We start from the raw sequence: 14,759 nt of genomic DNA, 5'->3' as shown, positions 1-14,759 counted from the left end.
CCCTAGGAACACCCGTGTCTGTGCAGACCTCACCGCAGCCGGCGGACCTCGCGCCCGCGCCCTCGCCCTTCCTCGACGTACGGGACCTGCGGGTGCACTTCCCGACCGAGGACGGCCTCGTCAAGTCCGTCGACGGCGTGTCCTTCACCCTGGAGAGGGGGCAGACCCTCGGCATCGTCGGCGAGTCCGGCTCCGGCAAGTCGGTGACCTCGCTGGCGCTGCTCGGACTGCACAAGGGCACCCGCGCCCGGGTCTCCGGCGAGATCTGGCTGGAGGGCCGGGAACTCGTCGCCCTGCCCGAGCAGGAGATGCGCGCCCTGCGCGGCAGAACGGTCTCCATGATCTTCCAGGACCCGCTGTCCGCGCTGCACCCGTTCTTCACCGTCGGCGCCCAGATCGCCGAGGCCTACCGGGTGCACCACAAGGTCTCCAAGCAGGAGGCCAGGGACCGCGCCGTCGAGATGCTCAAGCGGGTCGGCATCCCGCAGCCCGAACGCCGGGCGAAGGACTACCCGCACCAGTTCTCCGGCGGAATGCGGCAGCGCGCCATGATCGCCATGTCCCTGGTCTGCGACCCGGCGCTGCTCATCGCCGACGAACCCACCACCGCCCTCGACGTCACCGTCCAGGCGCAGATCCTGGACCTGATCCGCGATCTACAGGAGGAGTTCGGCTCGGCCGTCGTCATCATCACGCACGACCTCGGCGTGGTGGCCGACCTCGCCGACGACATCCTGGTCGTGTACGGCGGCCGGCGCGTCGAGTACGGCAGCACGCACGACGTGCTGAAGCAGCCCCGACACCCCTACACCTGGGGCCTGTTGCAGTCGATGCCGCACCTCACCGGTGATGTCGGCGTACGGCTGAACCCGATCCCCGGCAGCCCGCCGAGCCTGATCAACCTCCCGGGCGGCTGCGCGTTCCACCCCCGCTGCTCCTACAAGGGCTGGGCCCTCGAAGGCCGGTGCACGCTGGAACGCCCCGAACTGCGGACGGTCCCCGGCACCGGCCGGCACCTCGCCGCCTGCCACCTCACCGAAGAGGCCAAACAAGAGATCCACGGCGGGGGACCCGCCCGGGCCGCGCAGTGACGGCGGCGGACGAACAGGAGCACGCCGTGAGCACCACCCAGACCAGCACCCTGCGGACCGAGGACCGGGACGACCGGCCGTCGAGGGGGAACCTGCTCGAAGTCCGCAGTCTGCGCAAGCACTTCCCCATCCGGCAGGGCATCGTCTTCCAACGGCAGATCGGGGCCGTGCACGCGGTCGACGGTATCGACTTCTCCGTCGGGCCCGGCCAGTCGCTCGGCCTGGTCGGTGAGTCCGGCTGCGGCAAGTCCACGACGGGCCGCCTGGTCACCCGGCTGCTGGAGCCGACGGCTGGCAGCATCGTGTTCGACGGCGAGGACATCACCCACCAGCCCCCGGCGCGGATGCGGCAGGCCCGCCGCAACCTCCAGATGATCTTCCAGGACCCGTACTCCTCCCTCAACCCGAGGCACACCGTCGGAACGATCATCGAGACGCCGATGAAGCTCAACGGCATCAACCCCGAGCAGGGCCACAAGAGGCGGGCCCAGGAACTGCTGGAGACCGTCGGGCTCAACCCCGAGCACTACAACCGCTACCCCAACGAGTTCTCCGGCGGCCAGCGCCAGCGCATCGGCATCGCCCGCGCCCTGGCGCTGCGCCCGAAGCTCATCGTGGCCGACGAACCGGTCTCCGCCCTGGACGTCTCCATCCAGGCCCAGGTCGTCAACCTGCTGCAGGACCTCCAGCGGGAGTTCGGCATCGCGTTCGTCTTCATCGCCCACGACCTCGCCGTCGTACGCCACTTCTGCGAACGCGTCGCGGTGATGTACCTCGGGAAGATCGTCGAGGTGGCCGACCGGGAGACCCTCTACACCCGGCCGCGGCACCCCTACACCCACGCGCTGCTGTCCGCCGTACCGGAGGCCGACCCGGACGCCACGGAGCGCCGCGAGCGCATCCGGCTGGCCGGGGACGTGCCCTCCCCCATCGACCCGCCCTCCGGCTGCCGCTTCCGCACCCGCTGCTGGAAGGCCCAGGACAGGTGTGCGTCCGAGGAGCCGCCGCTGGTGCGTCTGGGGGGCAGCTCCGCCGGGCATCTGACGGCGTGTCACTTCCCGGAGGCGCCGACCGTCGCGGCGCGTGACCAGGACATCGTCCTCGACCCGGCACTCACCGGTCAGGCCGATTCCTGAGCTGCCCAGCAACCGTCACAGCAGTGCCGCGCGGAGCGCCGCCGAGGCATGTCCGACCACCGGATCGCCGTGGCCGAAGCAGGCCACGTCCGTGTCGAGCGCGGCGAGCCGGCGGCAGTCGGCGAGCACCTGGGAACGGTCGAGGTCGAACACCCCCGGCATCACCGCGCCGTCGACGGGTGAGGCGGCGATCGTGTCCCCGGTGAACAGCACGCCCTCCGCCGGCAGATGCAGGGCGATGCTGCCGTGCGTGTGCCCCGGGACATGGACGACGTGCGCCCCGCCGCCCACATCGAGGACATCGCCGTCGGACACCTCGACGACCTCGGACGGCCGGGCGTACGGCCCCGGAGGCAGCAGCCTCACCGCCGCCTCGTGCAGGGGACGCTCCCAGTCCTCGAACACCGGTGCCGGACCGGGGACCTCACCCCGGACGACCGGCGCCTCCAGGCGGTGGGCCAGCACCTCGGCCCCGCTCAGCGCCGCGAACTCGGCGGCCCCGCCCGCGTGGTCCTCGTGGAAGTGGGTGAGCACGATCCGCCGCACGTCCCTGGGCCCGCGGCCCAGCGCGGTCACCGCCTCGGCGATCGCGGCGCCGGAGCCCTTCGGCCCCGCGTCGATCAGCGTCGACGCGTCGCCGTCGTGCCAGAGATAGGCCTGGCCGACCGGGAAGCGCAGGAGGTGGAGGCGGGGGAGGAGCTCGATGACGTCCATGGGGCGACCGTAGAAGGCCCCCCGCCCGCGGGCAGGGGGCTTTGCTGTCGGCAGAGCGTGGCAGCGGGCGCGCCGGGTGCGGCGGTCTCAGTTCGCCGCGTAGTTGCGCAGGAACAGCGCCTCCGCCACCGACAGCCGCTCCAGCTCCTGCGGGGACACGCTCTCGTTCACCGCGTGGATCTGCGCCTCCGGCTCGCTCAGGCCGATCAGCAGGATCTCCGCGCGCGGGTAGAGAGCGGCGAGGGTGTTGCACAGCGGGATGGAGCCGCCCTGTCCCGCGTACTGCATCTCCTGGCCCGGGTAGGCCACCGCCATCGCGTCGGCCATGGCCTGGTACGCCGGGCTGGTCGTGTCGGCGCGGAAGGGCTGGCCCTGGCCGATCTGCTCGGTGCTCACCCGCGCGCCCCACGGCGTGTGCGCCTCCAGGTGGGCCTGGAGCAGCTTCGTCGCCTCCGCCGCGTCCACGCCCGGCGGCACCCGCAGACTGATCAGCGCACGGGCGCTCGCCTGCACGGACGGCGTGGCGCCCACGACCGGCGGGCAGTCGATGCCGAGGACGGTGACGGCCGGGCGCGCCCAGATGCGGTCGGCGACCGAGCCGGAGCCGATGAGCTCCACGCCGTCCAGCACCTTGGCGTCCTCGCGGAACAGCTCCTCGTCGTACTGGAGGCCGTCCCAGGCGGAGTCGGCGGTCAGCCCGTCGACGGTCGTGGAGCCGTCCGGCGCGCGCAGCGAGTCCAGTACGCGGATCAGCGCGGCCAGCGCGTCGGGCGCGGCGCCGCCGAACTGGCCCGAGTGCAGGTTGCCCTTCAGGGTGTCGACTTGGACTCGGACCATGGTCATGCCGCGCAGCGTCGAGGTGACCGTCGGCAGACCGACACGGAAGTTGCCCGCGTCGCCGATGACGATCGCGTCCGCCGCCAGCAGGTCCGGGTGCTCCTCGGCGTACCGTTCGAGACCGCCCGTGCCCTGCTCCTCCGAGCCCTCGGCGATCACCTTGACGTGCACGGGTACGCCGCCGTTCGCCTTCAGGGCGCGCAGCGCCAGCAGGTGCATGATCACGCCGCCCTTGCAGTCGGCGGCCCCGCGCCCGTACCAGCGGCCGTCGCGCTCGGTCAGCTCGAAGGGCGGGGTCGTCCAGGCGGCCTCGTCCAGGGGCGGCTGCACGTCGTAGTGGGCGTACAGCAGGACGGTCTTCGCGCCGGCCGGGCCGGGCAGGTATCCGTAGACGGACTGGGTGCCGTCGGGGGTGTCGAGCGGGGCCACGTCCTCGAAGCCCTCGGCGGTGAGCGCGTCCATGATCCAGCGGGCGGCTCCCTCGCTCTCGCTGCGCGGGAACTGGCCGAAGTCCGCCACCGACTTGAAGGCCACCAGTTCGGTGAGCTCCGCCTTCGCCCTCGGCATCAGGGAGGCGACGGTCGCGGCGACCGGATTCGACGACATGGGCACGCTCCTCGTAGGTGCGACGTTGTACATGCGCGTACGTCGGTGTACGCGACGATCGTGCGGCGTGGGCGCGTTCCCCGTGTAGGGGGCACCCACGCGCCGATCCTCCCACAGCGGCCTGCGGAGACCGCCGCCGTAGGATGCGGGAGACAGGTGCGGCAGGCGGCTTGATCGGGAGCAGTAGACCATCGTGAGCAGCGAGAACTCTTCGGCGGACGACGTGCGGCAGGTGTGGGACGTCGTCGTGGTGGGCGCGGGACCCGCGGGGGCCTCGGCGGCCTACGCGGCGGCGGTCACGGGGCGGCGCGTGCTGTTGCTGGAGAAGGCCGAGCTGCCCCGCTACAAGACGTGTGGCGGCGGCATCATCGGCCCCTCGCGCGACGCCCTCCCGCCCGGCTTCGAACTGCCGCTGAAGGACCGTGTGCACGCGGTGACGTTCTCGAACAACGGCCGCTTCAGCCGGACCCGCCGCTCCAAGCAGATGCTGTTCGGGCTCATCAACCGCCCCGAATTCGACCAGCGGCTCGTCGAGCACGCGCAGAAGGCGGGCGCCGAACTGCGTACGGGGGTCGCCGTGCAGCGGGTCGAGCAGCACGGCTCGGCCGTGCCGGACCGGCGTACGGTCGCCGTCGTCCTGCAGGGCGGCGAGGTGCTGCTCGCGCGGGCCGTGGTCGGCGCGGACGGCAGCGCCAGTCGCATAGGAGCGCACGTGGGGGTCAAGGTCGACCAGGTGGACCTGGGCCTGGAGGCGGAGATCCCAGTGCCGGAGACGGTCGCGGAGGACTGGAAGGGGCGGGTGCTGATCGACTGGGGCCCGATGCCCGGCAGTTACGGCTGGGTCTTCCCCAAGGGCGACACGTTGACCGTCGGTGTGATCTCCGCGCGCGGCGAGGGCGCCGCGACCAAGCGGTACCTGGAGGAGTTCATCGGGCGGCTGGGACTCGCCGGTTTCGAGCCGAGCATCTCCTCCGGTCACCTGACCCGCTGCCGGGCCGACGACTCGCCGCTGTCGCGCGGGCGGGTGCTGGTGTGCGGGGACGCGGCGGGGCTGCTGGAGCCGTGGACGCGCGAGGGCATCTCGTTCGCCCTGCGGTCCGGGCGGCTCGCGGGGGAGTGGGCGGTACGGATCGCCGAGGCGCACGACGCCGTGGACACCCGTCGGCAGGCCCTCAACTACGCCTTCGCCGTCAAGGCGGGTCTCGGCGTCGAGATGAGCGTCGGCAAGCGGATGCTGACGGTGTTCGAACGCCGTCCCGGGCTGCTCCACGCGGCCATGACCGGGTTTCGCCCGGCGTGGAAGGCGTTCAAGGACATCACGCGGGGCTCGACCTCGCTGGGCGAGATCGTCCGTTCTCGTCCGATGGCCCAGCGCGCCCTGACCGCGCTGGACCGCCGTCCCGTGGCGGGCGGCGAGGCGGGCGACCAGGCGGGCGACGAGGTCAGCTCGTCACGGTGATCTCGAAGACCGGGTGGTCGGGGGCGATGCGGCGCAGTTCGTCGTCGGAGGAGCCGGGGCCGACGCCGTTGAAGAAGACCCCGACCTCGGCCTTCCAGCGCTTGAGGTAGGCGCGCAGGAGCGGCGGCTTTTCGTCGTCGGCGACCTCGGTGGCGGTGAAGACCTCGATGCGCCGGCCCAGGTGCAGCTCGCCGCCGCCCGCGGCGCGCATGTTGTGCGTCCACTGGACGTGACCCCGGGGCGCGACGAGGTACTGCCGGCCGTCCACGGTGAGCAGGTTGACGGGAGTGGTCCGCCACTGGCCGCTCTTGCGGCCGCGGACGGCCAGGACACGCGAGCCCCAGACGCTGACGCCGCGGCGGGTCAGCCAGGCGACGAAGCGGTTGAAGACGTGGACGGTGAGCCAGCCGGGCTTCTGTACGTGCGTGGACATGGGACCCCCAGGGTCTGCCGGAGAGCGCCGCTCTCTTTTGTGAGCACTGCTCTCGCTCGAGGAGGATTCTGCCGTAGGGCGGTGACCAAAGCAAGAGCAGTGCTCTCGGCTGCTATCACTGCTCTCGTTTGTTTTCACCGCTCTCCTTTGTGTGCACCGCTCTGCTTTCATGGCACACTGCCCGGCATGAGCACCGCACAGGGCGCCCGCGCCCGGGCCAGGACGGAAGTCACCGCGGCCATCAAGGACGCCGCCCGCAGACAGCTCGCGGCGGACGGCGCGGCCAAGCTGTCACTGCGGGCCGTGGCCCGGGAACTCGGCATGGCCTCGTCCGCGCTCTACCGCTACTTCCCCAGCCGTGACGACCTGCTGACCGCCCTCATCATCGACGCCTACGACTCCCTCGGTCAGGCCGCCGAGGCCGCGCACGCCACCGTCGCCGACACCGAGCCCACGCAGCGCTGGACCACGGTCTGCGAGGCCGTACGCGGCTGGGCGCTCGCGCATCCGTATGAGTACGCGCTGATCTACGGCTCTCCCGTCCCGGGCTACACCGCCCCCGAGACCACCGTCCCCGCCGCCGCCCGGGTCGGTCTGCTCCTCATCGGCATCGTCCGCGACGCCTACCAGGGGCTCGGCGTGGCCCGTCCCCCGCTGCCCGCCGAACTGCGCCCCGAGGCCGAGCGCATGGCCGCCGACCTGGCACCCGACCTTCCTCCCGAGACCGTGGCGGCACTCGTGGCGGCCTGGGCGCAGCTGTACGGGCTGGTCGGCTTCGAACTGTTCGGCCAGTTCAACCGGGTCGTCACGGACCGGGAGCCGTTCTTCCGGCATGCGGTGGCCCAACTCGCCCACGGTGTCGGGCTGGTATATCCGCAGAGGGGGCGGGCCTGAGGTGATGCAATGGGCGGCGGTCGGCCATCGCATCCGGAGGTACTTGAATGCACGACGCAGCTGATGCCATCGCGGCGGCCTACCGGCTCGGCAGCGGGCCGTGGAGGATGACGCCTGTCACCCGGGGCGCACTGGGCCGGATATGGAAGCTCTCCGGACGCGGATCCTCCTGGGCGGTCAAGGAACTCCTCTTCGGCTGCGACGAACAACAGGTCGGCCGCGAGGCCGCGTTACGCGAGGCCGCGGAGGAGCTGGGCATCGCCTCACCGCGGCTCCTGCCCAATCGCCACGGCGCCCACGTCTCACGGCTCACCTCCTCCTCGGGCACGTCCTGCGTGAAGCTGTACGACTGGATCGACGGCACCGAGGCGGACGCGTCCGATCCGGACGTCCTGGACTGGTTCGGCCGGACCATGGCCCTGCTCCACCAGGCGGGGGAGGGGGCGAGCGAGACGCCGACGGCCTGGTACGAACAGTGCCCTCAGGACAGCGACTGGAAGAGCCTGCATCAGAAGGTCCAGCGGGCCGGCCTGCCGTGGGCGGACGCGCTGGGCGGGTTCATCGACACCGCCTCGGCGGAGCTGGCGCGCTGGGTGACCCCGTCCGATTCCGGCGACCTGGTGACGTCCCACCTCGACCTGCAGCCGCAGAACGTCCTGGTCGGCGCGGACGGGCCTGTCCTCCTCGACTGGGACAACGCCGGTCCTGCCTCGGCGGAACGGGAGTTCGCGCGGGCCCTGTACGTGTGGTCCGGCGGCAACCACGGGAACGTCGATTCCGCCCGCCGACTGGCGCGTGCCTATCGAGCCGCCGGAGGCCGCGCCGCCGTCACGGGTCCGCAGTCGTTCTCGATGCTGTTCGCGACGGTCCTGAACTTCGTCCACGTCCAGGCCGAGTGCGCCGTCGACCCGACCGTGACCGCCGCGCAGCGCGCGTTCGCGAGCGACCAGGTCGTTGCCCTGCTGCGCAGTGTGCCGGACATGGCGGCCGTGTCCAGGTTGGCCGCGGCACTGGAGGACGTCGGGTGACACACCGGGCGGCACCGGGGCGGACGTGACCGCTGACCGCGGTGGACGAAGCGCCCCGGCGGCTGCGGCGCCTCCGCCCGGAGAGCCCAAGAGCGGTGAGCCGGAGAGCCGGGTCCCGCGGACGTACTTCCGCGGGAGTATCTGTGATCACCACGTGCGGGTGACGCCGCCCCGCTGCCGGGGCGTCTAGCGTGGCCGTCATGGAGGAGCAGCGCGTACGCGGGGACGGCCCGCCGATGGGGTGGCGGTACGGGCCCCCGGGCTGGAACCGCTGGGGTGACGAGGGCGCGGGGGAGCCGGGCGCCCGGTGGCCCTGGCGTTCCACCGTCCTGATGGCGGTCTTCGTGCTGGCCGGCTCGAACTACGCCGCCCACGGGCAGGCCGGCGAGCGCGCAGACCTCGACTCCTTCGCGCGTGTGCTGCTGGTGCTGGCGGCCGGACTGCTGCTGTGGCGGCAGCGGTACCCGGTGCTCGTGGCGTTCGGTACGGCCGCCGCGGCGATGGTGTACCTCGGCGCCGGATACCCGTACGGCCCCGTGTTCCTGACCGTCGCCCTGGCCTGCTTCAGCGCCATCGTCGCCGGGCACCGCCGGGCCGCCTGGGCGGCGGTCGGGGTGCTCTGGGCGGGGCACGCGCTGGTGGCGCACTGGCTCTTCCGCTGGTTGCCGCCGCCCGGGGACGAGGCGGCCTCCTGGGGGGAGGAACTCGTCATCGCCACCTGGGTGGTGGCGATCATGGCGCTGTCGGAGCTGGCGCGGGCGCGCCGTGAGCAGTGGGCCCGTGAGCGGGCCGAGCGCGCTCAGGCCGCACGGCGGCGCGCCGACGAGGAGCGGTTGCGGATCGCGCGGGAGCTTCACGACGTCCTCGCGCACAGCATCTCCGTGATCAACGTGCAGGCGGGTGTCGGGCTCGCGCTCCTCGACAGCGACCCGGAGCAGGCCCGTACCGCCCTGACCACCATCAAGGCCAAGAGCAAGGAGGCGCTCAGCGAGGTGCGGCAGGTGCTCGACACGCTGCGCGCGCCCGGTGACGCGCCGCGCGCCCCGGCGCCCGGACTCGACCGGCTGCCGGAACTGGTGGAGCAGGCGGCGGACGCGGGCCTCACGGTCGAGGTCATGGGGCAGCCGCCGCGCCTGGCCCCCGGAACCGACCTCGCCGCCTTCCGCATCGTCCAGGAGGCGCTCACCAACGTCGTGCGGCACTCCGGTTCACGGCGGGCGCGCGTGCACCTCGATCACGACGGCGGAGCGCTGCGGCTGTGCGTCGACGACGACGGCCCGGCCACCGGCGCCGACGCGGGCGGCAGCGGGAACGGGCTGGCCGGGATGCGGGAGCGGGCCGCCGCCCTGGGCGGCACCATCGAGGCGGGCCCGCGGCCCGACGGCGGCTTCCGCGTGCTCGCCGTCCTGCCGATCAGCCCACCTGCCGAGGCCAAGGAGGACGACCGGTGATCCGTGTACTGCTCGCCGACGACCAGTCACTGGTCCGGGCCGGGTTCAAGGCGCTGCTCGACGCACAGCCGGACATCGAGGTGGCCGGGGAGGCGTCCGACGGCGAGGAGGCGCTGCGACGGATCCGCGAACTGCGGCCCGACGTCGTGCTGATGGACATCCGCATGCCCCGGTTGGACGGCCTGGCCGCGACGCGCCGCGTCACCGAGGAGCCGGGACTGGACGACGTGAAGGTGGTCATGCTCACCACCTTCGAGCTCGACGAGTACGTCTTCGAGGCGATCCGCTCCGGCGCGTCCGGGTTCCTGGTCAAGGACACCGAGCCGGAGGAACTCCTTCGTGCCGTACGGGCGGTGGTCGCCGGCGACGCGCTGCTCTCGCCCGGGGTGACCCGTCGGCTGATCGCCGAGTTCGCGGCCCGTTCCAAGGAACCGGCGGCCGCCGGCTCCCTCGCCCGGCTCACCGAGCGCGAACGGGAGGTCATGGCCCTGGTCGGCATCGGCCTGTCCAACGAGGAGATCGCCCGGCGCCTGGTCGTCAGCCCGCTCACCGCGAAGACCCACGTCAGCCGCACCATGGTGAAGCTGGGCGCTCGGGACCGTGCCCAACTGGTCGTGCTGGCCTACGAGTCCGGGTTGGTGCGGCCGGGCTGGCTGGGCTGAGACCCCGGCCGGCCCTCGCCCGCCGCGGCCTGGTGCCGGAACCGTACGAGGACGTTGACGACCCGGGCGGCGAACAGCACGGCCGCCAGGCCGGTGCCCGTGCCGCGCAGCGCGGCATCCACACCGTCCGGCAGGTCGAAGAGGAGCGCGGGACCGGCGACGGCCCCGAAGAGGACCGCCGCCGCGAAGGCCGCGCTGCACAGCGCGTACCCGATCTCGACGGTGATCGCGTCCCGCTCGGCCGGCGTGCGCGATCCCGCGCGCGGCACGCGGTTTGGCGGGCTCCCCCGTGCCGGGCCGGACCGTCTCCCCCGCGGCCGGTCATGTCGCGTTCTTCGCGGCCGGTCATGTCGCGTCCCCCGTGAATGGTCATGTGGCGCCCCCTGATCGGTCAGGGCGCCTTCCCCGTTGCCGTTCGCGAGCCAAACAGACGTGCGCCCGGCGGGGCAAGCGGCCCCGCCGGGCGCACGGTCGGGAGGCGGTCCCTCTAGTCGTCCTAGTCGCGGACCGGCACGCGTTCCGCTTCCGTCTCCGCCACGGTGGACCTGGCGACGACCACGGACGGCCGCGGTCCAGCGGCCCGCAGCCCGGTGAGGCTGATCAGCAGACCGGCCACGGCGACGATCGCCACGACCACGAGTCCGGGCCGGTAACTGTCGAGGACGGCCTGTGGGGTGGCGTTCTCCGGGGCGTTCGCGGTCACCACGGCCGTCACCACGGCGAGGAAGATCGCGCCGCCCACCTGCACGGACGTATTGAGCAGCCCGGAGACCATGCCCTGCTCGCGCTCGTCCACCCCGTTGGTGGCCTGGACGTTGAGCGAGGGGAAGGTCAGTGCGAAGCCCGCGCCGACCAGCAGCATGGTCGGCAGGATCACCGCCGCGTAGACCGGGTGCAGGTCGATGCGCAGGAACAGGACGTAGCCGGCGACCATCATGGCGAAGCCGAGCACGATCAGCCGTGCCGTGCCGAACCGGTCGATGACGGTCCCGACCTTCGTCGCGGACAGCGCCACCAGCGCGCCCGCCGGCAGGAAGGCCAGGGCGGTGTGCAGCGCCGACCAGCCGAGCAGCTGCTGCATGTACAGGGTGACCAGGAACTGGAAGCCGATGTAGCTGCCGACGAACGTCAACGCGCCCACCTGGGCACGCACCTGGGGTCCTGAACGCAGCACTCCGAGCCGGACCAGCGGGCTGGCGCTGCGCCGCTCGACGGCGACGAAGGCCGCCAGCAGGACGACGACCGCGGCGAACGACAGGATCGTACGGGCAGAGCGCCAGCCGGTCTCCGGTGCCTGGACGACGGTGAAGACGAGCAGCAGCATCGAGGCGGTGCCGAGGACGGCGCCGGGGACGTCGTAGCCACCGCCGCCGCGTGCGCGCTCGGTGCGCGGCAGCAGCTTCAGGCCGACGACCAGGGCGATCAGGGCCACGGGCGCGGGGAGCAGCATCGTGAACCGCCAGCTCGCCTCCGTCAGCAGGCCGGAGAACACGAGCCCCATCGAGTAGCCCGTCGCACCGCAGGTGGTGTAGATGGACAGGGCGCGGTTGCGCAACGGACCCTCGGGGAACGTCGTGGTGATGATGGACAGGCCCGCGGGCGCCGTGAAGGCCGCACTCAGGCCCTTGACGAAGCGGCTGGCGATCAGCAGCGGACCCGAGTCGACGAGACCACCGAGCAGCGAGGCGACCGCGAAGACGCCCAGGGCGACCAGGAAGACCTGACGCCGGCCGAGCAGGTCGGCGGCGCGTCCGCCGAGCAGGAGCAGGCCGCCGTAGCCGAGGATGTAGCCGCTGACGATCCATTGCAGCGTCGAGGTGGACAGCCCCAGGTCGGCGCCGATCGACGGAAGCGCCACGCCGACCATCGACACGTCCAGGGCGTCCAGGAACATCGCGGCGCAGAGCACCAGCAGGGTGCCCCACAGCCGGGGGGTCCAGCGTCCGTCGGACGCGGGAGTGGTGAGCGGAGAGGTCATGGCCGAGAGATTACATGCATATGCATGAGATGCAAGCACATTAAATTCTGGTGCAATATCTCTTGTGCCCTGCTACCGTGCGCGCATGGCGGCGAAGCGGGCGGAACGGGCGCTGGTGGCACAGTGGCGGGACATCCTGGCGCTGCACGCGCGGACGCAGTGCGAACTCGACCGCGCCCTGAGCGGTCACGGCCTGTGCGCCAGCGACTTCGAGGTGCTCGACGTGCTGGCCGAGTCGCCGGGGCGGGACCGCCCTTCTGCCTACCGCGTCCAGGAGATCGCCGAGCGCGTCCACCTCAGCCAGAGCGCGCTGTCCCGGCTCATCGCCCGCCTGGAGAAGGACGGGCTGGTGGAACGCGGCATGTGCCCGGAGGACCGGCGGGGTGTACGGGTCGGGCTCACGGCGAAGGGGCGTGCGCTGCACGGCGACGTCCTGCCGGTGCAGCGCGCGGTGCTGGCGCGGATGCTCGCCGACGGCTGAGGACGGTACGCGGGGACGGTCGAGGACGGTGCGCGCGGGGGCCTGGACGCTACGCGCGGGCGCCCGAGGAAGTCACGCGCGGACTGCCGCGGCAGGTGCTCCGGACGGCAGGTGACGCCCTCCGGAGCTCAGACGCCCGACGCCTCCCGCCACAGGGACGCGAGCGCGGGATCGCCCGTCACGGTCGGCACCGGCAGACGGTTCCACAGCGCCAGGTACAAGTCCCCCGCGGGACCGGCCAGTTCGCACTCGGCCTCTTCCGAGGCGTCCGGCGTGGTCACGGGCGGCTCCGCGGACAGACGTACGGTCCACACCGCGCCCGCGTCCTGCGCACGCACCCGCAGGACGCGCGGCTCGGCGGTGCGGACCCGGCTCTTGGGGCGGGTGTGGAAGCCGCGCAGCAGTTCGTCGATGCCGTCCACCGCGAAGTCCGTGGCGACCGGGGCCGGACGGCCGCCGCGCGCCGCCTCCGCGTCGAACCGGTGCACCGTCGTCTCGTGTGCCTGACGCCGGGCCCAGAAGGCCAGCGGCGACGGCGCGGGCAGGAAGGCGAAGCACTCCACGTCGGGCGGCGCGCCGGTCAGCGTGTCCACCAGGCGGCGGTGGCTGTCGCGGTACCAGGTCACCAGGTCGGCCCCGTCCAGGTCCGGGGCCTCGCCCAGGGGGCGGCGTGCGGGGTGCCGGTCGGCGACGAACGCGGCGGCCCAGCGGTGCACCGCCCCGGTGTGCCGCAGCAGGTCGCGCACCTGCCAGCCGGGGCACGTCGGCACCTTGGCGTCCACCCCGGCCTCGTCGGCGGCAGCGGCCAGTGATCGGCCCTCGCGGTCCAGGATGCGCAGGAACTGGGCGGTGTCCATGGCGCCGAGTCTGCCGTATGGAGTGCGCTCCAGGGCAAGGGCGTTCTCCTCCGACGCGGCCGATCGACCGCCCACGGGGTTACGGCAGCGGGGTCCCGCCCGTCGCGTTGACGATCTCGGCTGTGATGTAGGACGCCTCCTGCGAGGCGAGGAAGACGTAGGCGGGTGCCATCTCGGCCGGCTGCGCGGGCCGCCCGATGGGCGCCTGCTTGCCGAACTCCTGTGTGTCCGGCATGGTCGCCGGGATCAGTGGCGTCCACACCGGGCCCGGCGCCACCGCGTTCACGCGGACGCCCCGGTCGATCACCATCTGCGCCAGCCCCTGGGTGAAGGTGACGATGGCGCCCTTCGTCGTCGCGTAGTCCAGCAGGTGCGGACTGGGCTTGTAGGCCTGCACCGACGTGGAGTTGATGATGCTGCCGCCCTCCGGGATGTGCGGCAGGGCGAACTTGCACAGCCAGAACATGCCGTACAGGTTGGTGCGCATCACGCGGTCGAACTGTTCGGTGGAGATGGCCTCGATGCCGTCGGGCTGCGACATCTGGTACGCCGCGTTGTTCACCAGGACGTCGATCCGCCCGAACTCCGCCACGGCCCGCTCCACCAGCGCCCGGCAGTTCTCCTCCTCGCGGACGTCGCACGACACGGGCACGGCACGCCGGCCGGCCTCCTCGATCCATCGGGCGGTCTCGGCGGCGTCGTCCTTCTCGCTGTCCAGGTGCGTGAAGAGCACATCGGCCCCTTCGCGGGCGAACGCCAGCGCGACCGCCCGGCCGATCCCGGAGTCCCCGCCGGTGATCACGGCCTTGCGGCCGGTCAGCCGGCCGCTGCCCCGGTACGACTCCTCGCCGTGGTCCGGGGGCGGATCCATCGGGCCGGTCCAGCCCGGATGCGGCTGGTCCTGGGCGGGGAAGTCGGGGGTCGGGTGCTGTTCGGCGGGGTTCTGCTGATCGGTCACGGTCTGCCTCCTTGTCCGTGGGTGCGACCGGTGCGGTCACCGGTGCTCGACGGGCCCGGCATCGAGTACCCGCGCATCGCGATGCCGATCACCGAAACGTACGCGCTGTGTGCTCACCGCGCGCTCCGCGCGGGAGCCGGTGACCGTACCCCCGGCGCCCGTGCCGAAGGGGAG

The 14,759-nt window shown here is 72.5% G+C and carries 15 protein-coding genes; 8 read left to right on the top strand and 7 right to left on the bottom strand.

The annotated features are described in order from the left end of the window. Positions 1-14: 14 nt before the first annotated feature. On the top strand, positions 15-1,091 hold the full coding sequence (locus ACFPZJ_RS05890; RefSeq protein ID WP_381018181.1) for an ABC transporter ATP-binding protein: 1,077 nt from the start codon (positions 15-17) through the stop codon (positions 1,089-1,091). Between the two features lie 26 nt (positions 1,092-1,117). Continuing rightward, positions 1,118-2,227: an ABC transporter ATP-binding protein gene (locus tag ACFPZJ_RS05885; RefSeq protein WP_381018178.1), complete on the top strand. Its 1,110-nt coding sequence runs from the start codon at positions 1,118-1,120 to the stop codon at positions 2,225-2,227. A gap of 15 nt (positions 2,228-2,242) precedes the next feature. On the opposite strand, the gene ACFPZJ_RS05880 is transcribed toward ACFPZJ_RS05885, so the two are convergent. Next, complete coding sequence (locus ACFPZJ_RS05880) at positions 2,243-2,941, bottom strand: MBL fold metallo-hydrolase (protein ID WP_381018175.1); 699 nt, start codon at positions 2,939-2,941, stop codon at positions 2,243-2,245. 87 nt (positions 2,942-3,028) lie between these two features. Next, on the bottom strand, positions 3,029-4,384 hold the full coding sequence (locus ACFPZJ_RS05875; RefSeq protein ID WP_381018172.1) for a dipeptidase: 1,356 nt from the start codon (positions 4,382-4,384) through the stop codon (positions 3,029-3,031). Between the two features lie 193 nt (positions 4,385-4,577). Here ACFPZJ_RS05875 and ACFPZJ_RS05870 point away from each other — a divergent pair, with 193 nt between their 5' ends. Further along, the gene (locus ACFPZJ_RS05870; protein WP_381018169.1) at positions 4,578-5,843 is read left to right on the top strand and encodes a geranylgeranyl reductase family protein; all 1,266 of its coding nucleotides are present in this window, start codon (positions 4,578-4,580) and stop codon (positions 5,841-5,843) included. Here ACFPZJ_RS05870 and ACFPZJ_RS05865 read toward each other — a convergent pair. Continuing rightward, complete coding sequence (locus ACFPZJ_RS05865; RefSeq protein WP_381018166.1) at positions 5,827-6,276, bottom strand: nitroreductase family deazaflavin-dependent oxidoreductase; 450 nt, start codon at positions 6,274-6,276, stop codon at positions 5,827-5,829. The two genes, ACFPZJ_RS05870 and ACFPZJ_RS05865, sit on opposite strands and share 17 nt — an antisense overlap. A gap of 186 nt (positions 6,277-6,462) precedes the next feature. Here ACFPZJ_RS05865 and ACFPZJ_RS05860 point away from each other — a divergent pair, with 186 nt between their 5' ends. The 4 genes from ACFPZJ_RS05860 (at position 6,463) to ACFPZJ_RS05845 (ending at position 10,311) form a co-directional block, all read left to right on the top strand. Continuing rightward, positions 6,463-7,170, top strand: coding sequence for a TetR/AcrR family transcriptional regulator (locus tag ACFPZJ_RS05860; RefSeq protein ID WP_381018163.1), 708 nt, complete (start codon positions 6,463-6,465; stop codon positions 7,168-7,170). 47 nt (positions 7,171-7,217) lie between these two features. After that, a complete protein-coding gene (locus ACFPZJ_RS05855) occupies positions 7,218-8,198 on the top strand; it encodes a phosphotransferase (RefSeq protein WP_381018161.1) in 981 nt (326 codons plus the stop codon). Positions 8,199-8,398: 200 nt separating this feature from the next. Beyond that, positions 8,399-9,649 (top strand): sensor histidine kinase, encoded by a 1,251-nt coding sequence (locus tag ACFPZJ_RS05850; protein WP_381018158.1) that lies wholly within the window; start codon positions 8,399-8,401, stop codon positions 9,647-9,649. After that, on the top strand, positions 9,646-10,311 hold the full coding sequence (locus tag ACFPZJ_RS05845; RefSeq protein WP_381018155.1) for a response regulator: 666 nt from the start codon (positions 9,646-9,648) through the stop codon (positions 10,309-10,311). Before ACFPZJ_RS05850 ends, ACFPZJ_RS05845 begins: the two co-directional genes overlap by 4 nt. Here ACFPZJ_RS05845 and ACFPZJ_RS05840 read toward each other — a convergent pair. Next, positions 10,272-10,580, bottom strand: coding sequence for a DUF6332 family protein (locus ACFPZJ_RS05840; protein WP_381018152.1), 309 nt, complete (start codon positions 10,578-10,580; stop codon positions 10,272-10,274). The genes ACFPZJ_RS05845 and ACFPZJ_RS05840 overlap by 40 nt on opposite strands. A 227-nt stretch (positions 10,581-10,807) precedes the next feature. After that, positions 10,808-12,289 (bottom strand): MFS transporter, encoded by a 1,482-nt coding sequence (locus ACFPZJ_RS05835; protein WP_381018149.1) that lies wholly within the window; start codon positions 12,287-12,289, stop codon positions 10,808-10,810. 85 nt (positions 12,290-12,374) lie between these two features. Here ACFPZJ_RS05835 and ACFPZJ_RS05830 point away from each other — a divergent pair, with 85 nt between their 5' ends. Next, positions 12,375-12,770, top strand: coding sequence for a MarR family winged helix-turn-helix transcriptional regulator (locus ACFPZJ_RS05830; protein ID WP_381018146.1), 396 nt, complete (start codon positions 12,375-12,377; stop codon positions 12,768-12,770). A gap of 128 nt (positions 12,771-12,898) precedes the next feature. Here the strand turns inward: ACFPZJ_RS05830 and ACFPZJ_RS05825 are convergent, their stop codons facing one another. Together ACFPZJ_RS05825 and ACFPZJ_RS05820 are read right to left on the bottom strand one after the other, a co-directional pair. Next, positions 12,899-13,627 (bottom strand): maleylpyruvate isomerase family mycothiol-dependent enzyme, encoded by a 729-nt coding sequence (locus ACFPZJ_RS05825; protein WP_381018983.1) that lies wholly within the window; start codon positions 13,625-13,627, stop codon positions 12,899-12,901. A gap of 79 nt (positions 13,628-13,706) precedes the next feature. Next, complete coding sequence (locus ACFPZJ_RS05820) at positions 13,707-14,585, bottom strand: SDR family oxidoreductase (protein WP_381018143.1); 879 nt, start codon at positions 14,583-14,585, stop codon at positions 13,707-13,709. Positions 14,586-14,759: the final 174 nt, after the last annotated feature.

The organism is Streptomyces bullii (genome assembly GCF_042657145.1).
GTDB lineage: Bacteria > Actinomycetota > Actinomycetes > Streptomycetales > Streptomycetaceae > Streptomyces > Streptomyces bullii.
Note: the sequence above shows the minus strand (reverse complement) of the source record. Positions and strands in the feature narration are given on the sequence as shown.